Annotated in this window: 22 protein-coding genes and 1 tRNA gene; 11 read left to right on the top strand and 12 right to left on the bottom strand. The window is 59.6% G+C overall.

Going from position 1 to position 22,964, the window contains the following annotated elements:
• Positions 1 to 113: 113 nt before the first annotated feature.
• From pth to lolB, 6 genes are all read right to left on the bottom strand, one after another.
• A complete protein-coding gene (gene pth, locus I6L47_RS08310) occupies positions 114 to 710 on the bottom strand; it encodes an aminoacyl-tRNA hydrolase (RefSeq protein WP_058059203.1) in 597 nt (198 codons plus the stop codon).
• A 218-nt stretch (positions 711 to 928) separates the two neighbouring features.
• Positions 929 to 2,917: a bifunctional UDP-sugar hydrolase/5'-nucleotidase gene (locus tag I6L47_RS08305; RefSeq protein WP_216949081.1), complete on the bottom strand. Its 1,989-nt coding sequence runs from the start codon at positions 2,915 to 2,917 to the stop codon at positions 929 to 931.
• Between the two features lie 115 nt (positions 2,918 to 3,032).
• Positions 3,033 to 3,980 (bottom strand): ribose-phosphate pyrophosphokinase, encoded by a 948-nt coding sequence (locus tag I6L47_RS08300; RefSeq protein ID WP_005343846.1) that lies wholly within the window; start codon positions 3,978 to 3,980, stop codon positions 3,033 to 3,035.
• A 197-nt stretch (positions 3,981 to 4,177) separates the two neighbouring features.
• A tRNA-Gln gene (locus I6L47_RS08295) sits at positions 4,178 to 4,252 on the bottom strand.
• A 1-nt stretch (position 4,253) separates the two neighbouring features.
• A complete protein-coding gene (gene ispE / locus I6L47_RS08290; protein ID WP_118854712.1) occupies positions 4,254 to 5,102 on the bottom strand; it encodes a 4-(cytidine 5'-diphospho)-2-C-methyl-D-erythritol kinase in 849 nt (282 codons plus the stop codon).
• Positions 5,102 to 5,680 (bottom strand): lipoprotein insertase outer membrane protein LolB, encoded by a 579-nt coding sequence (gene lolB / locus I6L47_RS08285; protein WP_216949080.1) that lies wholly within the window; start codon positions 5,678 to 5,680, stop codon positions 5,102 to 5,104. The genes ispE and lolB overlap by 1 nt, the downstream gene beginning before the upstream one ends.
• A gap of 126 nt (positions 5,681 to 5,806) precedes the next feature.
• On the opposite strand from lolB, the gene hemA reads away from it, so the two are divergent.
• From hemA to I6L47_RS08250, 7 genes are all read left to right on the top strand, one after another.
• The gene (gene hemA, locus I6L47_RS08280; protein ID WP_005362209.1) at positions 5,807 to 7,066 is read left to right on the top strand and encodes a glutamyl-tRNA reductase; all 1,260 of its coding nucleotides are present in this window, start codon (positions 5,807 to 5,809) and stop codon (positions 7,064 to 7,066) included.
• A 51-nt stretch (positions 7,067 to 7,117) separates the two neighbouring features.
• Positions 7,118 to 8,206, top strand: coding sequence for a peptide chain release factor 1 (gene prfA / locus I6L47_RS08275; protein ID WP_005353897.1), 1,089 nt, complete (start codon positions 7,118 to 7,120; stop codon positions 8,204 to 8,206).
• Positions 8,207 to 8,267: 61 nt separating this feature from the next.
• Positions 8,268 to 9,119 carry a peptide chain release factor N(5)-glutamine methyltransferase gene (gene prmC, locus I6L47_RS08270; RefSeq protein WP_216949079.1) on the top strand — a complete coding sequence of 284 codons (852 nt, stop codon included), beginning with the start codon at positions 8,268 to 8,270 and terminating at the stop codon, positions 9,117 to 9,119.
• A gap of 56 nt (positions 9,120 to 9,175) precedes the next feature.
• Positions 9,176 to 9,559 (top strand): SirB2 family protein, encoded by a 384-nt coding sequence (locus I6L47_RS08265; RefSeq protein ID WP_216949078.1) that lies wholly within the window; start codon positions 9,176 to 9,178, stop codon positions 9,557 to 9,559.
• Positions 9,560 to 9,571: 12 nt separating this feature from the next.
• Positions 9,572 to 10,372 carry a SirB1 family protein gene (locus I6L47_RS08260; protein ID WP_005362204.1) on the top strand — a complete coding sequence of 267 codons (801 nt, stop codon included), beginning with the start codon at positions 9,572 to 9,574 and terminating at the stop codon, positions 10,370 to 10,372.
• A gap of 183 nt (positions 10,373 to 10,555) precedes the next feature.
• Complete coding sequence (kdsA, locus tag I6L47_RS08255) at positions 10,556 to 11,410, top strand: 3-deoxy-8-phosphooctulonate synthase (protein ID WP_005334937.1); 855 nt, start codon at positions 10,556 to 10,558, stop codon at positions 11,408 to 11,410.
• A gap of 310 nt (positions 11,411 to 11,720) precedes the next feature.
• The gene (locus tag I6L47_RS08250) at positions 11,721 to 13,001 is read left to right on the top strand and encodes a dicarboxylate/amino acid:cation symporter (RefSeq protein WP_005353887.1); all 1,281 of its coding nucleotides are present in this window, start codon (positions 11,721 to 11,723) and stop codon (positions 12,999 to 13,001) included.
• 116 nt (positions 13,002 to 13,117) lie between these two features.
• Here the strand turns inward: I6L47_RS08250 and grcA are convergent, their stop codons facing one another.
• Complete coding sequence (grcA, locus tag I6L47_RS08245; protein WP_005334936.1) at positions 13,118 to 13,498, bottom strand: autonomous glycyl radical cofactor GrcA; 381 nt, start codon at positions 13,496 to 13,498, stop codon at positions 13,118 to 13,120.
• A gap of 368 nt (positions 13,499 to 13,866) precedes the next feature.
• On the opposite strand from grcA, the gene I6L47_RS08240 reads away from it, so the two are divergent.
• The 3 genes from I6L47_RS08240 (at position 13,867) to I6L47_RS08230 (ending at position 15,976) form a co-directional block, all read left to right on the top strand.
• Positions 13,867 to 14,607: an ABC transporter substrate-binding protein gene (locus tag I6L47_RS08240; protein ID WP_216949077.1), complete on the top strand. Its 741-nt coding sequence runs from the start codon at positions 13,867 to 13,869 to the stop codon at positions 14,605 to 14,607.
• Positions 14,608 to 14,676: 69 nt separating this feature from the next.
• Entirely contained in the window at positions 14,677 to 15,354 is a 678-nt protein-coding gene (gene ung / locus I6L47_RS08235; RefSeq protein ID WP_005353881.1) for a uracil-DNA glycosylase, read from the top strand.
• A 70-nt stretch (positions 15,355 to 15,424) separates the two neighbouring features.
• A complete protein-coding gene (locus tag I6L47_RS08230; RefSeq protein ID WP_216949076.1) occupies positions 15,425 to 15,976 on the top strand; it encodes a hemerythrin domain-containing protein in 552 nt (183 codons plus the stop codon).
• A 168-nt stretch (positions 15,977 to 16,144) separates the two neighbouring features.
• On the opposite strand, the gene I6L47_RS08225 is transcribed toward I6L47_RS08230, so the two are convergent.
• From I6L47_RS08225 to I6L47_RS08215, 3 genes are all read right to left on the bottom strand, one after another.
• Positions 16,145 to 16,945 carry an AraC family transcriptional regulator gene (locus I6L47_RS08225; RefSeq protein WP_019445688.1) on the bottom strand — a complete coding sequence of 267 codons (801 nt, stop codon included), beginning with the start codon at positions 16,943 to 16,945 and terminating at the stop codon, positions 16,145 to 16,147.
• An 11-nt stretch (positions 16,946 to 16,956) separates the two neighbouring features.
• Positions 16,957 to 17,493, bottom strand: a complete 537-nt coding sequence (locus tag I6L47_RS08220) for a YbhB/YbcL family Raf kinase inhibitor-like protein (protein WP_005353872.1) — start codon at positions 17,491 to 17,493, stop codon at positions 16,957 to 16,959.
• 197 nt (positions 17,494 to 17,690) lie between these two features.
• The gene (locus tag I6L47_RS08215; protein WP_005347796.1) at positions 17,691 to 18,947 is read right to left on the bottom strand and encodes an adenylosuccinate synthetase; all 1,257 of its coding nucleotides are present in this window, start codon (positions 18,945 to 18,947) and stop codon (positions 17,691 to 17,693) included.
• A 170-nt stretch (positions 18,948 to 19,117) separates the two neighbouring features.
• Here I6L47_RS08215 and I6L47_RS08210 point away from each other — a divergent pair, with 170 nt between their 5' ends.
• Positions 19,118 to 20,032: a LysR family transcriptional regulator gene (locus I6L47_RS08210; RefSeq protein WP_005353868.1), complete on the top strand. Its 915-nt coding sequence runs from the start codon at positions 19,118 to 19,120 to the stop codon at positions 20,030 to 20,032.
• 124 nt (positions 20,033 to 20,156) lie between these two features.
• Here I6L47_RS08210 and I6L47_RS08205 read toward each other — a convergent pair whose 3' ends face one another.
• Both I6L47_RS08205 and I6L47_RS08200 read right to left on the bottom strand, forming a co-directional pair.
• A complete protein-coding gene (locus I6L47_RS08205; RefSeq protein ID WP_216949075.1) occupies positions 20,157 to 21,578 on the bottom strand; it encodes a TAXI family TRAP transporter solute-binding subunit in 1,422 nt (473 codons plus the stop codon).
• 81 nt (positions 21,579 to 21,659) lie between these two features.
• Positions 21,660 to 22,802, bottom strand: coding sequence for a MalY/PatB family protein (locus I6L47_RS08200; protein ID WP_216949074.1), 1,143 nt, complete (start codon positions 22,800 to 22,802; stop codon positions 21,660 to 21,662).
• Between the last annotated feature and the right edge of the window lie 162 nt (positions 22,803 to 22,964).

Here is a 22,964-nt window from a genome sequence, read left to right as displayed (position 1 = left end):
TTGTTACCTTACTTGATGGATGCTGTTGGGGGTCGCCCGCAGGCGGCCCATGTCATGCTTGTTCTGGTCGTTGCTCATGTACCGGCACAATGCCCGTACAGGGTCAAACCGACCTAACCCTTTTCAGCCTTGAAGCTGTGCAAGCGATTCATGGCCTTGGTCATATCTTGTTTGAACAGGATGTCGGTGGCGCGCAGGGACTCGTCCAGCGCGGCGTCGATCAGGTTCTGTTCACTGCTGGGGGCCTTGGTCAGGACGAAGCCAGCCACCTGCTCTTTGCTGCCGGGATGGCCGATCCCGAGACGCAGCCGGAAGAAGTTATTGTTGTTGCCCATCTTGGCGATGATGTCCTTGAGGCCGTTATGGCCACCGTGACCACCACCCTGCTTGAACTTGGCGATGCCTGGCGGCAGATCCAGTTCATCATGGGCCACCAGAATCGCTTCCGGCTCAATCTGATAAAAACGCGCCAGTGCGGCCACCGCCTTGCCAGAGAGGTTCATATAGGTGTTCGGGATGAGCAGCCGCACATCCTGCCCCTCGACCAGGATGCGGGCAGTATGGCCGAAGAACTTGGGTTCTTCACGCAGGCTGACATTGTGCCAGCGGGCCAGTTGCTCCACATACCAGGCGCCCGCATTGTGGCGGGTCTTGGCATATTCCGGGCCGGGGTTGCCCAGTCCGACGATCAGTTTGATTTCGCTTGTCACGCTTGATGTCTTCACTCGCAGCTGCCGTGGGCACACTACCCAGGGCAATAGGACGCAATATTCTAGCCGCCGAGTGGCGATCACTCAACCAATGCGCATGTTATGGCGGGATTTGCAGCATTATTGCGGCCAATGGGTGGCTAACTGTGGGCAAACGGGCCTCTTGCAAGAGGCCCGTTTCAGTTTACCGATGGATTGTGCCCGGTTGACTACCGTCGTTATTTGGTACGCAGCAGGGTGACGGTCTCTTCATCCAGTGCGGTCAGGGTGGGACGGGCATCGCGCACATACTCCACGAAAGACGCTGCATCGGTGCCGCAATCCACGCCGCTGGCTTTGCAATCGAGTGGCTGGCCCGGGGCATAGACGGCGCCGAGCAGCTCGCCGTCTTGTGCCACTTTCAGCACCGGGAAGGCGGTCAGCTTGCCATTGACGCTGGCGATATCGACCCGCTCGCTCTTCTGACGCTGGGCATTTGCCAGTGCTTGCCAGCCATCGTTGCCGTTGGCGCTGTAGGCGTTCATCACCACCCGATAGTGCTGGCTATCCACCAGATCTTGCCACTCGCCGCTTGCGGTCTTGCGCTGCAATTGGGTCAGGGTGCCCGCTTTGCCTGCGTTGGTCTCCTGGAAGGTGTAACGCAGGTGGCCGCCATAGGGGAACTTGCCGGCATGGGCGCTGGCGGGCAGGGTGGCGGTGATGGTCTCGGTCAGCAGGGCGCGTACCTCGGCGCCAGTCAGGGTTAGCACCGCGAGCTGGTTCTTGAACGGCAGCAGGGTGAGGGAGCTATCCCCCTCGCGCCACTCGCCGGCCGGCAGCTCGGCGCGCACGCCGCCCACCGCAACCAGAGAAAAATCGACCGGGCCGCCGGTCAGGGCTTGCACTGCTGGGGTATTGGCCCAGTAGAACTCCCCTTCGGCAACCAGCGGCGCTACATCTGAGCCGTGGCTGTCGCTGCCGTTGTCACCGGGACGACGGGCATTTTGCAGCTGCTCGGGGATGGTGCCGATCACCGGGCCGTAGGCTTTCTCCAGCGCCGGTTTGTAGTGGCTGTCGATGATGCCGCGCAGGCGCGGATCTTCATCCACGGTCACCAGATTGGGCTGGTTGTCGACAAACTGGCTCGCCTCTTTGCTGCGGGCGTCGTCGAGTGCTTGCTTGCGCGCCGCATCGGCGAAGAAGTCGCGGCTGGCCAGCAGGCTGTTGTGGCCCTGGCAGTCGGTCACCTGACCCTGGCTGTCAAAGGTCACCTGTGCCAGACCGATGGCCTGGGCGTAGGAGCCCGCCTGCACCACGCAGGTTTTGCCGATGCCATCCGGATTGGTCACCAGCTTGGCGTAATCGCCGGTCTTGCCCCAGCCGATATTGCGAAAATCGCCGAGCAGGCTGTGGGAGTGGCCGCCGACGATGGCATCGAGGCCGTTTACCTTGGCCGCCAGTGCCAGATCCCGCTCGTTGCCGATGTGGGTGAGCGCCACGATCTGATGGATCCCCTTGGCTTGCAGCATGTCGACCGTGGCCTGAGCCGAGGCGACCTCCTTGCCAAAGCGCAGCTTGCCGACGTTGGGGGCGATATTGCCCATGTCTTCCAGCACCAGACCGATGACGGCGACCAGCTGTTTGCCTTGTGGCAGGTTGTCGAGATCGGTGACCGGGCTCTTCTGGTTGCCGTCAAAAGCGTAGACCACGAAGGGCTTGAGGTTGTCAGCCTTGCTAAGGGCCGGATCGGCCTTGGTGTCGAGGTTGGCGGCCAGCACCGGGAAGTTGACCCCCTCGATGAAGCGGGCCAGCTTCTGGTTATCCAGATCGAACTCGTGGTTGCCCAGCGCCATGGCATCGAGGCCGAACTGGCTCAGCAACTCGGCGTTGGCCATCCCCTCGTTGAGTTTGAAGTAGCCGCTGCCCTGCCAGGCATCGCCGCCGTGCAGCAGCAGCAAGGGCTGGTTCTTGGCCAGCGCCTCGGCCTGATAGGCTTTCGCCATGGTCAGCAGGCGTGGATAACCGCCAAAGCGGGTATAGAGGGTGTCTGTCTCCCCCTGCTGGGTAAAGATCTGCCCTTTGATCTCGGCATTGACCGGATCAAACTGGGAGTGGGTGTCGTTCATGTGAGCCAGGGTCAGCACGAAGGGCGGGTTCTCTTTGGCGGGCTGACAGGCGAACAGGGCGGAGGTGAGGGTCGCGAGCAGGAGGGGACGCAAGCAATTCATGGGTAAATCCTTAAGCCTGCCGGGGCAGGGTCGTACCAGATAGCAGAAAGTTGGAAAGAGAAGGTCCAGAAAGACGAAAACCGCCTGATGGCGGTTTTCGTTATTGCTGAATCTATCAATGCTCAAACATGGCAGAGATGGACTCTTCGTTGCTGATGCGACGAATGGCTTCGGCCAGTACAGTTGACAGCGTCAGCTGCTTGACCTTGCCGACCGCTTTCATCTCCGCAGTGAGCGGGATGGAGTCGGTGATGATCAGTTCATCGATCACGGAGTTCTTGATGTTCTCGACGGCGGAACCGGAGAAGACCGGGTGGGTAGCGTAAGCGAATACACGCTTGGCACCGCGCTCTTTCAGGGCCTCTGCGGCTTTGCACAGGGTGCCGCCGGTGTCGATCATGTCATCAACGATGATGCAGTCGCGGCCGGCAACGTCACCAATCAGGTGCATGACCTGGGAGACGTTCGGGCGGGGACGGCGCTTGTCGATGATGGCGATGTCGGTGTCATCCAGCAGCTTGGCGATGGCGCGGGCACGCACGACGCCACCGATGTCCGGGGAGACAACGACAGGAGACTCGAGGTTCTTGGACTTCATGTCTTCCAGCAGCACCGGGCTACCGAACACGTTGTCTACCGGAACGTCGAAGAAACCTTGAATTTGCTCGGCATGCAGGTCAACGGTCAGCACGCGATCCACACCGACGCTGGAGAGGAAGTCAGCGACAACCTTGGCGGTGATGGGTACACGGGCGGAGCGGACTCGGCGGTCCTGACGGGCATAACCAAAGTAGGGGATAACGGCAGTGATACGGCCAGCTGAAGCACGACGCAGAGCATCCACCATGACGATCAATTCCATCAAATTGTCGTTGGTCGGGGCACAGGTGGATTGAATGATGAAGATATCGCCACCACGTACATTCTCATTGATCTGTACGCTGATCTCGCCGTCGCTAAAGCGACCTACGGCAGCATTGCCGAGTTTGATAAACAGGCGATCTGCGATCTTCTGGGCTAGTTCCGGCGTTGCGTTACCAGCAAACAGCTTCATGTCAGGCACGGTTTGAAACCTCGGGGTTGCATCCAGTATGTGGGGGAGTCTGAAATCAGACCCTATCGTTTTGGGGCAAACGATTTATCAAGATAACGTACAAGGTGTCTGCTGCCCAATGATTGTGATGATACCGGTAACCCGAATCCGTGGCCGAGTGCGAAACCGGCCACGTTTATCACTACGCATCATTGCTACTTGGGAATTGGCTGGGGTACTAGGATTCGAACCTAGGAATGGCGAGATCAAAACCCGCTGCCTTACCGCTTGGCGATACCCCAATCATTTGAACTGTTGCAATGTGGAGAAGAGAGGTGATATGTTCTCGCCCTTGGCGACAAACCCATCAAGTCCCTTCGGCACGCAGGCCAACACTTCCCGAGCAGTCACTTCGTCTTCAAATTGAGCAAAGACGCAGGCTCCTGTGCCCGTCATTCTTGACGGCGCGTATTCTAGCAACCAGCCGAGCGCATTGGCAACCTCGGGGTGGCGCTTTTTCACCAGTGATTCGCAATCGTTTTTCCACTCGCCTTCCAGCAGGTTGTCCAGCGCCATTTTCGGCGTGGCTCTCGGCAGGTCCGGATCCTGGAATACGGCCGCGGTCGCCACATGGCAATCGGGCTTGAGCACCAGATACCAGGCATCGGGCAGTTCGACCGGTTGCAGCCGCTCGCCCACTCCTTCGGCAAAGGCCGCCTTGCCACGAACAAACACCGGTACATCAGCCCCCAACTGGACGCCAAGTGCTGCCAGTTCATCTTCACTCAAACCCGCCTGCCAGAGGTGGTTAAGCGCCACCAGCGTGGTTGCAGCATCGGACGAACCGCCGCCAATGCCGCCCCCCATGGGCAGCACTTTCTCCAGCCGGATATGGGCCCCCTGCGGGCTCGGCAGGGTTGCTTGCAGCAGCCGCGCCGCCCGGATAATCAGATTCTGCTCATCCGGCACCCCGGGAATGGCCGGCGTCAGGGTGAGTGTGTCGCTATTTGGTATCACCTCGAACTCGAGCCAGTCGCTGTGGTTGAGGAAGATAAACAGGGTCTGCAGCTCGTGATAGCCATCGGGACGACGGCCATTGACGTGTAGAAACAGGTTGAGTTTGGCCGGTGCCGGCCAGCGTGTGGAAGCCATTAACGTGCAAGAGTCCATTGGTTGATCTGAAGCTTGAGGCGGCTGTTCTGGCCAGTCATGGTCAGCTGGTGTGGCAGGCGGTAGCCATCTTGATCCCGATAATCACCATAGACGATCTGCCACTGGCCATCGCGCACGCTGGCCAGACTGCTGTCGGGGTTGAGTTCAAACTCCGCCTGACCCGGCAGTCCCTTGATCCACTCTGGCAATCCCGCAACCGGAATATTCCAGCCGGTCAGTTGATAGATAAGCGCTTCGGCATCCTGGCTCTGGTGGCGATTGCCGTCGCTGTCGAGCAGGGTGATCTCCCCCTTGCTACGGGAGAGCTCGAGAATGTTGGTGCCAATCAGGCTGGTGAGGTTGAGGCGATAATCCTCCCCATCCTGCTGCCAGTTGAGACGGGCGCTGCCCTTTTGCTGGGGCGTGATGATGGCCATCTTGCCGGATAGCTGCCAGTGGGTCAGCTGCTCGAGACGGGTCCGCTCCTGGTTCCAGTTCACCTGGTCACGCTGGGGCTGGGTGGTGACACAACCGGCCAGCAACAGCAGGCAGGTGAGGGTAAAAATACGTAGCAGCAAGATACGGCTCCAGAGAGAGGAATTTGCCACAGTATACGGGGCGGCCGTATTGCTTTTAAAGACTTACCCTTTCTCGTACAATTGGCAGCCTTTGCACCCAGCGTATGAAATGATCGTCGCCCACTCATGAGTTTGCTTGCCCTCGGAATCAACCACAACACCGCCAGTGTCGCCTTGCGGGAACGGGTCGCCTTTGGCCCGGACTGCATCGATCGCGCCTTGCGTGAGCTGGTGAGCCAACCCGGTGTCAGCGAGGCGGTGATCGTCTCCACCTGCAACCGGACCGAACTCTATTGCAATCTGGAGGAGGAGCGGCAGGAGCAAGTGCTGCGCTGGCTGCAACAGTTCCACGGGCTGGACGCGGCCGAACTGGTCACTGCCATCTATCAGCATCACGATGAAGAGGCGGTGCGCCACCTGATGCGGGTGGCGTGCGGGCTCGACTCGCTGGTGTTGGGGGAGCCGCAGATCCTGGGGCAGATCAAGCAATCCTACGCTCATGCCCAGCAGGCGGAGTCGGTGAAGGGGGCGCTGGAGCGGCTGTTCCAGAAATCCTTCTCGGTGGCGAAAAGAGTGCGTACCGATACCGAGATTGGTGCCAGTGCCGTGTCGGTGGCGTTTGCCGCCGTCAGTCTGGGTCGGCGGATCTTCTCCGATCTCTCCCAGACCAAGGTATTGCTGGTCGGGGCGGGGGAGACCATCGAACTGGTGGCCCGTCATCTGCGCGAGCAGAACGTCACCAAGATGATGGTGGCTAACCGCACCCTGCAGCGTGCCCAGACCCTGGCAGCCGAATTCGGCGCCCAGGTGATGACGCTCGAAGAGATCCCCGACTATCTGCACGAGGCGGATATTGTCATCAGCTCGACCGCCAGCCCACTGCCCATCATCGGCAAGGGGATGGTGGAGCGCGCGCTGAAGGCCCGCCGCTTCAAACCCATGTTTCTGGTGGATATTGCCGTGCCGCGCGACATCGAAGCCGAAGTCGATGAGCTCTCCGATGCCTATCTCTACACGGTGGATGATTTGCAGGGGATCATCGAGCAGAACCTCGAAACCCGTAAACGGGCTGCCGCCCAGGCGGAAGTGATAGTGCAGGAAGAGCGCGACGAGTTTATGGGCTGGTATCGCGGCCAGAGCTCGGTCGACCTCATTCGCGATTACCGCCATCAGTCACAGCAAGTGGCTGATGAAGAGTTGCAACGGGCCCTGCTGGCATTGGCGCAGGGCGAGAGTGCCGAACAGGCGCTCAAGGCGATGGCCCATCGCCTCACCAACAAATTGATCCACGCGCCGACCCAGGCGTTGCGCCAGGCTGCCTCCCAGGGGGATCAGAGCGAGCTCTCCCGCTTGCGGCAGGCGCTGGGGTTGTCACAAGAGCCATAATTTTCGGGCAACCTGCCGGTTGTCCCGTCCTCCATTGAGAATGCAAGAGTTATGAATCCGTCACTGATCAGAAAGCTGGAAGGCCTCATCGAGCGCCACGAAGAAGTACAGGCCATGCTCGGCGAGCCGGATGTGGTCTCGGATCAGGATCGCTACCGCGCCCTGACCCGCGAATATGCCCAGCTGGAAGATATCGTTCACGCCTTCCAGCGTTACCGTCAGGCTCAGGATGATCTGGAGACCACCCAGATGATGCTGGAGGAGGATGATGCCGACCTGCGCGAGATGGCGCAGGAGGAGCTGCCGCTGGCCAAGGCCAATCTGGAGGCGCTGGAGCAGGAGCTGCAACTGATGTTGCTGCCCAAGGATCCCAAGGATGACAATAACTGCTATCTGGAGATCCGCGCCGGTGCCGGTGGCGACGAAGCGGCCATCTTTGCCGGTGACCTGTTCCGCATGTATTCACGGTTTGCCGAGCGTCAGGGCTGGCGCGTCTCCATCGTCAGCTGCAACGATGGTGAATACGGTGGCTACAAGGAGGTGATCGCCAAGATCGACGGCGAGCGCGTCTATGGCCGCCTCAAGTTTGAATCCGGTGGTCACCGGGTACAGCGGGTACCGGAGACCGAATCTCAGGGCCGGGTGCACACCTCCGCCTGTACCGTCGCCGTGTTGCCGGAAGTGCCGGAAGCCGAGCAGATCGAGATCAACCCTTCCGACTTGAAGATCGACACCTTCCGCGCCTCCGGTGCCGGTGGTCAGCACGTCAACAAGACCGACTCGGCCATTCGCATCACCCACCTGCCGACCGGTCTGGTGGTGGAGTGTCAGGACGAGCGCTCCCAGCACAAGAACCGCGCCAAGGCAATGTCGGTGCTCTCCGCCCGCCTGCAAGCGGCCGAGGATGAGCGCCACCGCGCCGCCGAGCAGAGCACCCGCCGCAATCTGGTGGGCTCCGGCGATCGCTCCGAGCGCATCCGGACCTACAACTATCCGCAGGGCCGCCTCTCCGAGCACCGCATCAACCTGACCCTCTATCGCCTCTCCGAAATTTTGGAAGGGGATCTGGACTGCGTCATCACCCCGCTGGTGCAGGAGTATCAGGCCGATCAGCTCGCCTCGCTGGCCGAGAACAACTGATGCAAATGGTGATCCGGCAAGCTCGTATTAAGTGTTCTGCCCATAAAGTGGAGTGGCACTGATGCAGATCCAGCAGGCCCGCGCCCATATCATGACTGTGTTGGCTGAGGGAGAATCCCCCCGCGCCGACGCCGATGTACTGCTCTGCCATCTGCTCGGGTGTCGTCGCAGCTATCTGATGACCTGGCCAGAGTGCGAGCTGGATGCCGCCCAGCAGGCCACCCTGCAAGCGTGGCTGACCCGACGTCTCAATGGCGAACCCATCGCCCATCTGGTGGGAGAGCGGGAGTTCTGGTCGCTGCCCCTCAAGGTAAGTCCGGCGACCCTGATCCCGCGCCCCGATACCGAGGTACTGGTCGAGCAAGCGTTGACCAAAATCCCGCAGGGGCCGTGCGCCGTGCTGGATCTGGGCACCGGCACCGGCGCCATCGCGCTGGCGCTCAAGTCCGAGCGGCCCGAAATCGATGTGTGGGCGGTGGATCGGATGGTGGACGCTGCCGCACTGGCTCGCGAGAACAGCGCCGCGCTGGGGTTACCCATCGAGGTGCGCGACGGCAGCTGGTTCGAGCCCCTTGGCGAGCCGGATCGCGACAATACGCCACGTTTTGCGGTGATTGTCTCCAATCCCCCCTATATTGATGGCGCCGATCCCCATCTCGAGCAGGGTGACGTGCGCTTTGAGCCCCGCTCGGCGCTGGTTGCCGATGACGCCGGGCTGGCTGATATCCGCCACATCGTGGCCCATGCCCCCGCTTATCTGCTGGCCGATGGCTGGTTGCTGCTGGAGCATGGCTGGGATCAGGGTGAGGCGGTGCGTCAGTTGCTGCGCGATGGCGGTTACCGCGAGGTAGCCACGGTGCGTGATTACGGGGATAACGACAGGGTGACACTGGGCCTCTGCCCGCTGCGCTGACGGTTCCTCACTGTTACACGGCGGGTTGCCTGTGCGCCCCCATGCAAGGATTGAATATGGTTTTTGTGCTCAAACACCTGCACCTCACCCTGATAGCCGTGGCCGTGCTGATGTTTATGCTCCGCTTCTACTGGGTACAGACCGCTACTGGCCGAGCCTACAGCGCGCCGGTGATGAAGGTCAGCGGCTGGCTCAACGGTCTGGTGGTGCTCTCCGGCGTATTGCTCTGCATGGTGCTGGATCTCAACCCGCTCAATAACGGAACGCCCTGGCTCAGCGAGAAGCTGATGGCCATTCTGGTGCTGGTATTTCTGGCGGCGATGGCGCTGCGGCTGGCCAAAAGCAATCTGGTGCGCTGGTGCTCCTTTCTGGGGGCGCTCGGCTGGATCTACTTTATTGCCAAGTTGGCAGTGCTCAAACAGACGAGTGTGTTCGGCTAAGGCATGAAGAGAATGTTACACATAGACGAATGGACCGATTTCGAAGCCCACGACATCACCGAGCTGGCGTTGTCAGTCAGTGACGAAATTTATGGCTCGGTCGAGGAGGGGATCCGCGAGTTGAACCTGCTGGACGAGTGGCTGGATGAGCAGATCGAAGAGGGCACCTGCGACGAGGTGCGCCAGCAGTTGCTGCAGGGCTTCTACCACAGCCTCGGTTTTCATGGCGACTGGCAGGATTATTTCTCTGCCAACAACTGCGATCTCAATCAGGTGCTGGTTCAGCGCAAGGGGATCCCGGTCAGCCTCGGCATTCTCATCATTCAGCTGGGGCGCAAGCTTGGGCTCGATGTAGAGGGGATCTGCTTCCCCGGTCACTTCCTGGTGAGCTTTGCCGGTGGCGAGGGGGAGGTCTATGTCGACCCCTTTACCGGCGACGAGCTGAGTCTGGCCCGCATCGAGCTGCTGCTGCGCGGTGCGTTGGGGGACTTGGCGACCCTGACCCCCGACTACCTGCAGCCCTCCGGCCAGTGGGAGATCATCGAACGGCTGCTCAACGTCAGCAAGGGGGCCCTACTGCGGGAAGATCGTATGCCCGAGGCGCTGCGTTGCAGCGAGCTGTTGTTGCGTATGAAGCCCGGCGATCCGCTGGAGACGCGGGATCGCGGCTTTATCTACGAGCAGCTCGATTGCCCGCGCCAGGCCGCCGACGATTTTGAATATTTTATTGAACAATGCCCGGACGATCCGGTCGCCGATGTGCTGAAAGTGCAACTGGCCGCGCTGGATCTGAGCCCCAAGCCCCTCCATTAAGGGCGGCTTGAAACTTAAACAGAAGAATATCAAGGCCGCTGCGTCCGGTCGCAACGGAGTAACTAGGCTTCAGGCCCTTTTATTAAGGATGTCTTGGAGTTGAAACAGAAGAATATCAAGGCCGCAGCGCTCGGCTGCAACGGAGTAACTTGGCTTCAGGCCCCTTCATTAAGGAAGTCTTAGATGGAACAGAAGAATATCAAGATCAACCAGATCGACGTTGCCAACGACAAACCGTTCGTGCTGTTTGGCGGCATGAACGTGCTGGAATCCCGCGATATGGCGATGGCTGTGTGCGAGAAGTACGTGGAAGTGACCAGCAAGCTGGGCATCCCGTTTGTGTTCAAGGCGAGCTGGGACAAGGCCAACCGCTCCTCCATCCACTCCTACCGCGGTCCGGGTCTGGAAGAGGGGATGAAGATTTTCCAGGAGCTGAAAGCGACCTTCGGCATGCCGGTCATCTCCGATCTGCACGAACCCCATCAGGCCAAGCCGGTCGCCGAGGTGGTTGACGTTATCCAGCTGCCCGCTTTCCTGGCGCGCCAGACTGATCTGGTGGAAGCCATGGCCCGCACCGGCAACGTTATCAACATCAAGAAGCCGCAGTTCCTCAGCCCAAGCCAGATGAAGAACATCACCGACAAGTTTGAGGAGTGCGGCAACGATCAGCTGATCCTCTGCGAGCGCGGTGCCAATTTCGGCTACGACAACCTGGTGGTGGACATGCTGGGCCTGGGCGTGATGAAGAAGAGCACTGGTGGCTATCCGGTGATCTTTGACGTGACCCACTCCCTGCAGTGCCGTGATCCGCTGGGGGCCGCCTCCGGTGGTCGTCGCGAGCAGGTGACCGAGCTGGCGCGCGCCGGTATGGCGGTCGGTCTGGCCGGTCTCTTTATTGAATCCCACCCAGACCCGAAAATTGCCCGTTGTGATGGCCCGAGCGCCCTGCCGCTGGAGAAGCTGGAAGGCTTCCTCAAACAGATGAAGGCCATCGATGACCTGATCAAGGGCTTCGAACCCCTCGATACTTCGGCCTGATCCCGACGCTGTCATGCCTGATGAAAATGCCCCGCAATGCGGGGTATTTTTATATCTGCCATATTTAGTTGAAGACTCAAATTAATCTGCGAGCAAACAATTATCGGTTGCCGTGGTGTTAATGGTGTTAATGGTGTTAATTTTGTTGTGTGATTGATGTCTCTTAATTGTTTTTTATTACATGTAAAGTGGTGACCGTAGTAATGCAGAAACAGCATGGATCGGGTGAGGTACGCAAATATCTCGTCCGGCTATCTGCATGTTTATTGCTGCCATAACAATGTGCAATTAAATTAACAGGACGTTAATAATGCGAAAGAAACTATTTAGCAGCCTCTATTTTCAGGTATTGCTCGCGATTACCCTCGGGGTATTTCTGGGGCATGTCTATCCAGAACTGGGCGCCGATATGAAGCCCCTCGGTGATGGCTTCGTCAAATTGATCAAGATGATCATCGCCCCCGTTATTTTCTGTACCGTGGTTACCGGCATTGCCGGGATGGAGAGCATGAAGGCGGTCGGCAAGACCGGCGCCATTGCTCTGCTCTACTTCGAGGTGGTCAGCACTATCGCCTTGATCATCGGGCTGTGTGTGGTCAACCTGCTGCAACCGGGTGCCGGTATGAACGTCGATCCGGCTGCGCTGGATGCCAGCGCCATCTCCGCCTATGCGGAGCAGGCCAAATCTCAGGGCATTATCGCCTTTTTACTGGATATTATTCCGGGCAGTGTGATCGGTGCCTTTGCCAGCGGTAATATCTTGCAGGTGTTACTGTTTGCGGTACTGTTCGGCTTCTCCCTGCATCATATCGGTGAAAAGGGACAGGTTATTTTCGGCGTCATCGACAGTTTCTCCAAAGTCATATTTGGCATTATCAATATGATAATGAGACTGGCGCCGGTCGGTGCATTCGGGGCAATGGCATTTACCATCGGCAAATATGGAGTAGGTTCACTGGTACAGCTGGGCCAGCTTATTGCCTGCTTCTATCTCACCTGCCTCTTCTTTATCTTCATTGTGCTGGGCAGCATCGCTAAAGCCTCAGGTTTTAGCATCCTGCGTTTCATCTCCTACATTCGTGAGGAGTTGCTGATCGTGCTGGGGACTTCCTCTTCCGAGTCGGTACTGCCGCGGATGCTGGACAAGATGGAGAAGCTGGGTTGCCAGAAATCGGTGGTGGGGCTGGTCATTCCGACCGGGTACTCCTTTAACCTGGATGGCACCTCCATCTATCTGACTATGGCGGCGATTTTTATCGCCCAGGCTACCAATACGCCGCTCGATCTGTTCCAACAGATCACCCTGCTGGTGGTACTGCTGATCTCCTCGAAAGGGGCGGCAGGGGTGACCGGTAGTGGCTTTATCGTGCTGGCGGCGACTATTTCGGCGGTGGGCCATCTGCCACTGGCTGGTTTGGCGCTGATCCTGGGGATCGACCGTTTTATGTCCGAAGCGCGGGCGTTGACCAACCTGATCGGTAACGGGGTTGCCACCGTGGTGGTCGCCAAATACTGCAAGCAGCTGGACGAGAAGAAAATGGATGCAGTGCTCGGCGGCAAGGTCGGGCAACTGGAAGCGGACAGGGCGTAAGCGCTGTTTCCCCCGCACGACCGCGTTGGCTGGTGCGGGGGCAATAAAAAAACGGCCGATTGGCCGTTTTTTTGTGCTGATACCGCAAGTATCAGCTCTTCACTGCAGGGCGCTGATTACAGGCTCTGGGTGAAAGTACGGGTAACCACGTCACGCTGCTGTTCCGGGGTCAGGGCGTTGAAACGCACTGCGTAGCCAGATACACGGATGGTCAGCTGCGGGTACTTCTCCGGGTTTTCGATAGCATCTTCCAGAGTTTCGCGACGCAGCACGTTGACGTTCAGGTGCTGGCCACCTTCAACAGCAGGCTCAGCCTGAACCGGCAGTTCGCGGTATTCGAACTGACCCAGGTCAGCCAGTTGCACTTCTTGATCGGCAGCGAAAGCATCGCCTTTGACGCAGATGCAGCGAGCTTGTTGCTTCTCTTCGTCCAGCAGCCAGAAAGAGTTCAGCAGAGCGGTGTTGGCGGCCTGGGTGATTTGAATGCCTTTGATCATGGTATGACTCCTCAATGGGAACGCGAATCCAACTGTAAGGAAATTACCCTGATGTATTTAAGCTACCGTCGATGGCGATGACTTAAAGGGCCCTTGCCTTACACCTTTTCTTTGATGGGGTCATATATACCACGGTGGTAATATTACCAAAATTGATCTAGATCAATAAAACCTGACAAAGTGCCATTTCAATGGGATTAAATTCTTGAGTTGAATCAAAAATAGGTCATTTTTCTGATTTTGTAAGATATCCAAATTATGCATCTTTTATCTCGTTAATCTAGTAATTTAACTGCATCTTTTGGGCTTTTTCTGAGGTTAATTGAGGGGTTGGCTACACTCAGCAAAAAAAGCGAGGAGAGTGCCGGGTGAATAATGGGTGGCGAAAGTGGGCATGGCTGGCCCTGTTCTGTTGCTGGGCAAGCAGTGTTGCGGTACGGGCCGAGACGGTGCGTATTGCTGTGGGCGAGTGGCCACCTTATATCAGTGAGGCGCTGCCCAATCAGGGCTTTCTCTGTGAGGTGGTGCGCCAGGCCTTTGCCGAAGAGGGGCTCGATGTCAGCTTTCACTTCTATTCCTGGGCCGAGGCTTACCGAGTGACTCTGGAGGGGCGCTATGTGGTCACCATGCCCTGGTTTCGCTCCCGCGAGCGGGAGCAGCTTTTCTATCTCTCCGCCTCGCTCGGCCATTTCACCACTCGCCTGATGACGCTGACCGGTACACCCGTGGTCAATCTGGGTGAGCTGAAACACGAGTCGGTCGGGGTGACCCGTGGTTATTTCTATGGCGATGGTTTTGCCGCCCGCCAAGCCGGGCTCACCCTCGAGTGGTCAGATTCTGATGAGGAGAGCATGGGCAAGCTGCTTGACGGGCGGATCCACTATCTGGTGATGGATGAGCAGGTGGCACAGACTCTGTTCCAGCAGGCGCTCGTTCGTCATCCCCAATCGCTGTCACTGACCGGTGCCGCCGACCCCATCTGGTCGCAACCGGGATACCTGCTGATGCGCAAGGCTGATCCCGAGGCACGCCGTCTGATGCTGTTGTTCAATACCGGCCTGCGCAAGCTGGAGCGCTCGGGGCGCCTAGCCAGGCTCTGGAAAGCGTGAGCCACGGTTGCGTCTTGCGGGCTGGCCCCCTATCCTGAGCCCTTCGCCGTATCAAGTGAGGAGGCCGGGGTGCTGACCTGGAGTGATGTGATTGGCTCTGAGAAAGAGCAGGACTATTTCAAGAGTACGCTGGCAACCGTCAGAGCCGAGCGGGAAGCGGGCAAGGTGATCTACCCGCCAGCTACCGATGTGTTCAATGCCTTCAAGCTGACCGAGCTGGATCAGGTCAAGGTGGTGATCCTGGGCCAGGACCCCTACCACGGCCCCAATCAGGCGCATGGTCTCTGCTTCTCCGTTCTGCCCGGCGTGCGTACGCCCCCCTCACTGGTCAACATCTATAAAGAGATGCAGCGTGACCTGCCTGGTTTCGTCACACCCAATCACGGTTTTCTCGAATCCTGGGCCAAACAGGGGGTCTTGCTGCTCAACACTGTGCTGACGGTGCAGGCCGGTCAGGCCCATTCCCACGCCCATCTGGGATGGGAGACTTTTACCGATCGGGTCATCGAGCAGATCAATGCCAGCTGTCAGGGCGTGGTGTTCCTGCTGTGGGGTGCCCACGCCCAGAAGAAAGGACGTTTCATCGACCGCCAGCGCCACTATGTGCTGACCGCGCCGCACCCGAGCCCACTCTCTGCCCACCGCGGTTTCATCGGTTGCGGTCACTTTAGCGAGACCAATCGCTTGCTGGAACAACAGGGCAAGAGTCCGATAGAGTGGAAATCTGTCTGCATCCCACTTGATTGAGTGCAAAGTTCGGGCGACAAATGACCGTATACTCAGGGACATAAGATTAATTCAGAGCCAAGGAGTGCCCATGTTATCCAGTCTGCACAAGGACCATCTCAACATCGCCCGACTTTTGGAGCTGCTCAAGCACAAGCTGGCAGCCATCCGTGCCGAAGAGCCCATCAGCTATTTTCTGGTGCGCGATGTCATCGACTACCTGCGGGAGGTCTCCGACAAGTACCACCATCCCAAGGAAGACCTCATCTATGACTACTACCTGAAATATCGGGTGGTGGAGGGTGAGGTCGCCAACCGCCTGCAGGAGGAGCACGTCAAGCTGCTGGAAGCCGGGGCCGATCTCAAGGAGATGGTGGAGATGATCCTGATGGATGCGGTGATCCCCCTCGATCAGTTCACCACCAAGCTGGAGCGCTTCGTGGAGCTGCAAGAGGCACACATGAACTATGAAGAGGGGGTGATCTTCCCCCATCTGCGTGACTCCCTGACCGAGGATGACTGGCGTCATCTGGAGCAAAACTGGCAGAACCGCGCCATTGGCGACCCCCTGTTCGGGGCTGAGGTGAGCCAGCACTTCCAGGCACTGGCCAAACGCCTCTCTTTGCGGCTCACGAACGGCTAAGACTAGCCCGTACCTGCCGTGTGGTGGGTATTGTGTGAGTGCAACTTGAGTGAAAACAGAAAGGCCTCCGGATGGAGGTCTTTTGCATGATGGATGTTGCCATCCATTGCGCAGCCCAAGGATATACAACTGCTGGCAGCAACTCTCTTCGGAAAAGTTACTTATCGACTATCTGGCGTGACTGAGCAGGGTGGATGGGCAGGTGTGCAGGTATTGGTGGGGCGTCAGGCCGAACTCCTGTTTGAAGCGGGCGGCAAAGCGGCTGGGGGAGTCATAACCGCAGGCGAGGGCGACCTCCAGCGGGGTCAGGCCCTGTTGCAACAGGTTGAGGGCGTGACTCATGCGCACCTGAGCCAGCAACTGGCGAAAGCTGCGGCCTTCGGCGGCCAGCTTGCGCACCATGGAGGCGCGGCTCATGGAGAAGTGGGGGGCCACCGCCTCCAGGGTGTGGTCGATTCCGGGTTCCACCGCCAGGTAGCGTGCCAGCCGCTCTGCGAGGGTCATGGTGCTGGCGGGAAAGAGTAACCCGAGGGCGTTGGCGGCCCGCAGTTCGGCATAGAAGCCGCGCAGCAGTTCGGCCTGTGTTGCTTCGCTCAGTCCCCGTTCGGCCATGGTGCTGATGAGCTCAAAGCAGAAGGCGAGCCCGGGGGTGACCTTGACAGCGGGTTCCTCCAGATCGGCGTGGGAAGGGGCTGACTCGGCCAGCCATTCTGGTGGCGGCGGAGTGAGCAGCGTGATGGCGTGGGAGCGAAACTTGCCCTGCTCCGGCTGATTGACGAAGGTGAGCTGGTGGCCTGCCGGGATCAGCAGCCACCGCTCCCTGTCAAACGACAGACGCCGCTCGCGCCACCATAGTTGCTTGCTCCCCTGGGTGACCCAGATGAGGGTCGGGGCATAGATGAGCACCCGATGCAGGGGCTGCTGGCGGATCCCGAGATAGTGGCTCTGTTGCAGCAGGGGAGTGCTCATCCGGTTGGCTCCTAGGGGGTGACGAAGGTGGCGGTCAGGGTGGCCTTGCCGAGCGCCATGCTGTTGAGCATGTAGCCTACCATAGCCGGCGGGGTATCAGCCTTTACCTCGAGATCATGGGGCAGGGCCCAGGCGGTGAACTGATAGCGGTGCATGCCGTGACCAGCGGGCGGGCAGGGGCCGCCATAACCCTGGCTGCCAAAGTCGGTGCGGATCTCCAATCCCTGCTTGAGCTTGCCGGAGGCATTGCTGGCCAGTTCGCTCTGGGTGGCAGGCAGGTTAACCACCAGCCAGTGCCACCAACCGCTGCCGGTGGGGGCATCTGGGTCATAGGCGGTGATGGCAACACTCTTGGTGCCTGCCGGCAGATCCTGCCAACTCAGCTGGGGCGAGTGGTTGTCGCCGCTGCAGCCAAAGCCGTTGAAGCTGAACTGTTTGTCCATCAGCTGGCCTTCGTGAATGTCCGTGCTCTTCAGGGTCATGGCAAAGGCCGGCATGGCCGTCAGGCAGAGCAGTGGCAACAGGGCACTCTGTTTGAGCAATTTCATCGGGTGACTCCTCGTGTGGTAACGGGTTCACTTTAACGAGGGCAGGGTAGAATGTTATTGCAGAACTGCTCAATGTGAGGTCGATTGGTGAGTTAATTGAGCCTTTGGGTGATTTTTATGGCGATAAGGTAAATAGCAGCCATAAAAAAACCAGCATCAGGGATGCCGGTTTTTTGTTTGACGATAAGAGGTGCGGCTTAGCGCAGGATCATCTCGTCACGGCCCGGGCCGACGGAAACCATCGGAACCGGTACGCCGAGCAGCTCTTCGATACGCAGCACGTACTGCTGGGCAGCGCGCGGCAGCTCTTCGAAGGTGCGGCAACCGGTGATGTCTTCGCTCCAGCTTTCCATCTGCTCGTAAACCGGCTTCAGGGCTGCAGTTTGCGGCCAAATCGGGTTCTCGGTGTGGGCACCTTCGTAGGCCACGCAGATCTTCAGATCCGGCAGACCGGTCAGGCAGTCCAGCTTGGTCAGGGCCACTTCGGTGGCGGCTTGCAGCTCGACACCGTTCTTGGTGGCGACGGCGTCGAAGTAACCGACATCACGGGGACGGCCAGTGGTAGCGCCGAACTCATTGGTGATCTTGCGGAACTCGTCCTGGTTCTCCATGGCGGTCAGCAGGGTGCCGGTACCGACAGAGGAGCTGAATGCCTTGGCCACAGCGATGACGCGCTCCGGGCGCAGACCCGGCAGACCGCCACCGATACCGGCGTAGGCGCCAGATACGTGGGAGGAGGTCACCCAGGGGTATTCGCCGTAGATCAGGTCACGGCCAGCGCCCAGCTGGGCTTCGAACAGCAGGGTCTTGCCTTCAGCCTGCAGCGCTTTGAGCGGCATGCTGACGTTGCAAACGGCGTCGATCCAGGGTGCAGAGACTTCCAGCAGCCAGTCGGCCATCTCCTGGGCAGTCTGGGTGAATTCGAAGGAGGGGTAGATAGCCTTCATCTGCGGCAGTTTCCAGTCCAGCATGAACTGGATGCGCTCGACCAGCACGTCCGGCTGTTTCAGCCAGCCGACCAGGATCGCTTTCTTCATCACGCGATCGCCGTAGGCAGGAGCGATGCCCTGACGGGTGGAGCCATAGGCGCCGTCACCCAGACGTTGCTCTTCCAGGGTATCTTCCAGTGCGTGCAGCGGCAGGCAGAGGGTTGCGCGGTCAGAGATGGCCAGCTTCGGAGTCACGCCGGAGGCTTTGACTTCCTCGAGCTCGACGGTCAGTTTCTCGGGGCTGATCACCATGCCCGGGCCGAGGACAACCAGGCAATCCGGGTTGAATACGCCACTCGGAACCTGGTGCAGCTTGAAGGTGCCAAGGTCGTTGACCACGGTGTGGCCAGCGTTGTTGCCGCCCTGGAAGCGAATGCTGGCGCCAGCTTGACCTGCCAGATAATCCACGATGCGGCCTTTGCCTTCATCACCCCAGTTAGCACCTACGACTACGATAGACGACATGACTCTTTCTCCTAAGACGTTAGGCGTCCATCCTAGGAGCCTGATGCGGATTAGAAAAATTAATTATCTTTATAATTCCGATAAGAGAACCATATAATTATGGCCAATTAAGCGGCAAACCGTCCGATTTTGCCTGGCAAGCCCCGCACATTGCGGGTTGAGGGACTCTTATGCTGGATATTCACTGGTTGCAAACCTTTGTCACCCTGGCCCGATTGCAACATTTTGGCCAGACAGCCACCGAGCTGCACATGACCCAGCCCAATGTCAGCCTGCATATCAAGCGGCTGGAGCAGGCGACCCGGGTGAGGCTGATCGAGCGCAGCCCGTTTCGCCTGACGCAGGCGGGGGAGCGGCTGCTGCAAAGCGCCGAGCGCACCATTGCCGAGTTGCAGCTCTGTCAGTCCGATCTCAATGCCCTCAACCAGCTGAGTCAGGGGACGCTGGCCATCGCCGCCAGCGACATCATCTCCCGCCTGCTGCTGATCCAGCCGTTCCAGCGCTTCAAGCGGGAGTTCCCCGGCATCGACCTTACTTTGTTCAACACCACTTCGGATCAGGCTGCCGAGCTGGTCAAGGCGGGCAAGGCGGATCTGGGTTTTGTCATGGCGCAAAAGCGCAGCGAGCCGCTCTTCTATACCGAGCTGCAACAGGTGACCTGGTGCGCGCTGGGTCATGGCCTTGCCCGTTGGCAGGCGCGGGCGGTGGCGGGGGAGAGCGATCCCCTCGATGAGCCGACCCTGATCCTGCTCGGTCACGACACCCGCACCCGGGCGCTGATCGATCCATCTCTGCCGCTGTTGGCGTTACCCCCTTGCCGCATCATGGAGGTGGGCAGCGTGGACGCCCAGCTGGATTGGGCCGAGGCGGGCTTTGGTGTCGCCATCGTGCCGGACTTCTCCCTGCATCCGCGCCTCAACCTCACCGCGCCGGTCACCAGCCTCGGCGACTTTCCCGGTACCAGTCTGGGTTATGTGGTGCGCCAGAATCAGGTGTTGTCTCGGGCCATCAAGCAGTTGCTGCACTGGGTGGAGGAGGAGATCCAGAAGCCCAACCCCTATCTGACCCGGGTGATGGAGCCGTAGCGGGGCGGCAAGGTGAGCAGGCCTATCGGGGTGACTGCGCCGCCATCAATTGCGTCACTATCGAACGCGCGTAAACAATCAGGGCAGCCGAAGCTGCCCTGATGTATTTGTTGGCGCTGCCCACTCAGGGCTGCAGTGGTGTGGCTGCGCTGGTAGCAGGGGAGGGCAGTGTATCGGTTTTATCCTGATGCGAGGTTTCGCCAGTCACCGCGCCGCTGGCAGGCTGGATTGCCTGCTCTTGCGGCGCAGTGGCCGCAGAGGCGCTTTGCGGCAACTGAGTCGAAACGGCAGCCGAGGGTGATGGAACCGTTGACGCTGCGGCAGAGGGAGCCACTCTTTCCCCCTCGGTGGTCGGCGTAGCAGTGAGCTCGGAGGTGACCTCAAGTGCCTCTTCGGGCAAGGGATTAACCTCTGTTGCTTCTGTTGCTTCTGTTGCCACTGCAGCACTGCTGGTGGCGGTCGCGTCAGAGGGCGCAGTCGCCCCGCTGGCGGCGCTCACCGGCCCTGTCGTGGGCACCGCCTCCGAGGCCGATGGCGCTGGTGATAACGGCTCCGGCGTCAGCTGTTCCGCGGTTAACTGCTCGGGGGTCAGTGGCAAGGGGGCGGGCGGTTGATCCGACATCCCCGCATGGAGGGGCAGCTCGGTTTGCGCCTGCAACTGCTCGGGGGTCACCTTGCTAAGGGCGGGATGCAGCCGACTGAACTGTTTGACCCGGGCCAGCAGGGTATCGCGCACGGTACGGACGATGGGGTCCGGCAGGCTGGCCAGCGCCACCAGTTCGGCACTCATTCCGATGTTGTTGATGGCAGTAGTCTGTCCCGGATAGAGGTTGGCGGCGATACGGCTGCGCTGGTAGTAGGGGTGTTGTTTGAGCAGCGTGTCGATCTGCTCCCCTTCGATGGGGATGAGGCGCACCTTGCAGCGGCTGATCAGATCGCCGACCGCCAGACTGGGGTGACCGGCAACCACAAACGCGGCATCCAGCGAGCCATCGCAGAGTCCTTCCAGCGGTTCGCTGTCCGATTTGAGCTGATAGGCAGCAAACTGCCCGGGTTGCCATCCCATGGCCGCCATCAGGGCCTGGCTGGTGATCTGCTCACCGGCGCCTTTGTTGCCCGGATAGACCCGCTTCCCTTCGATATCTGCCAGGGTGGTGATGCCGCTATTGGGGGCGGCCAGCAGGGTTAACGACTCCTGATAGAGGCGAAACAGGCTGCGCAGCTCATTGTTGGCCCCCTGCCCGCTGAAGGGGCTGGTGCCGTGCAGGGCGTGGTGCAACACATCGGACTGCACCAGCGCCAGCTGTACGTCCCCCTTGTCGAGTGCCTTGAGGTTGGCCATCGAGCCACGGGTGCTCTGCACGGTGCAGCTGTCCCCATGCAGGGCATGGCCGGCATTGAGCACCCGGCAGATGGCGCCACCGGTCGGGTAGTAGACCCCGTTGAGCGGGCCCGTTCCGATAGTCAGCGCCTGGCTGCCAAAGGGGAGCAGCGCAGAGAGTGCACAGAGGGGGAGCAGAAGGTGATGCAAGATCCGTAGAGACATAATTGACCGTAGACTGAGTTGACCGCTGGCTGATGACACAGGGTAAAAGGGATGGGGCTTGCCCATCCCGTTGCTGGCTGATCAGGGCTTGTTGTTGAGGATTGCCCGCTCCATCCGCGCCAGCGCGTCAGTCAGTCGTGCCCTGGTGCAGCCGAAGTTGAGCCGCACGAACTGACCGTCGCCAAACTGGGCGCCGGGGGAGAGACCAACGCCGGCCTGCTCGAAGAAGGCGATGGGATCGGCAAGGCCAAGGGCGCTCACATCAATCCAGGCCAGATACGTAGCTTGATGGTTGGCCAGCTTGACGCCGGGCCAGCGGGCAACCGCTTGCTGGATCAGGGCCAGATTGGCCGCCAGATAGTCGAGTTGCTCGGTCAGCCACTGTTCGCCACCCTCATAGGCCGCTTCGGCGGCGACAAAGCCCAGCAGGTTGACGTCGGCGCTGATGCCGCGCATCGCCTGTTGCAGCCTGAAGCGCAGACGGGCGTTGGGGATAATGGCGAAGGAGCAGCAGAGACCGGCGATATTGAAGGTCTTGCTCGGGGCCATCATCACCGCGCAGCGCTCGGCCGCTTGCGCACTGATGGCGCCGTAGGGAATGTGGCGGGCGTTTTTATCCAGCAGCAGATCGCAGTGGATTTCATCGGAGCAGATCACCAGATTGTGGTGCGCGGCGATGGCATCGATGGCCAGCAGTTCGTCACGGGTGAAGATGGTGCCGCCCGGGTTGTGGGGGTTGCAGAGCAGCAGCAGATCTGCGGCGGGGGCTTGACGCTCAAGCTCTGCCAGATCCAGCACCCAACGACCTGCCTCTTCAATCATCGGCACGGTGAGCAGGGGGCGATCATTGAAGCCCGGCGCCTGCAGGAAGGGGTAATAGACCGGCTTGGGGGTGATGATACCGCGGCCATGCTGGCTCCACGCCTTGCAGGCAAGGTTGAGCCCCGGCACGACGCCCGGCAGGAACACCAGCCATTCGGGCTCGATTGCCCAGCCATAGCGGGTCGCCATCCGTTCGATAATGAGTTCGATCAGGCGCGGCGAGGGGCGTGAATAGCCGAAAATGCCGTGGGCGACCCGTTTGGTCAACGCCTCAATCACGGACGGGGGGGAGACAAAGTCGGTATCGGCAACCCACATGGGCAGCACATCCTGACCCTTGTACTTGTCCCATTTCAGGCTCATGGTGCCACTGCGGTCTACTTCCTGATCAAAATCAAACATGCGAACTCCTTGTGCTGGCAGGATGGGCTTTCACTCTACGGGGTCGCGGCCTCCCTCGCAAGGCGCACACCCGCTTATGCCATCCTTGAGCCCGCTCTTGATAGTGACATAAGATAGGCGCCGAATTTTCATACGGCTGCCGCCCGTTAGCCCGTATCGTCC

Source organism: Aeromonas sp. FDAARGOS 1417 (assembly GCF_019046985.1).
In the GTDB taxonomy this organism is placed as follows: domain Bacteria; phylum Pseudomonadota; class Gammaproteobacteria; order Enterobacterales; family Aeromonadaceae; genus Aeromonas; species Aeromonas veronii.
This window is presented reverse-complemented; position numbering and strand designations above follow the sequence as displayed.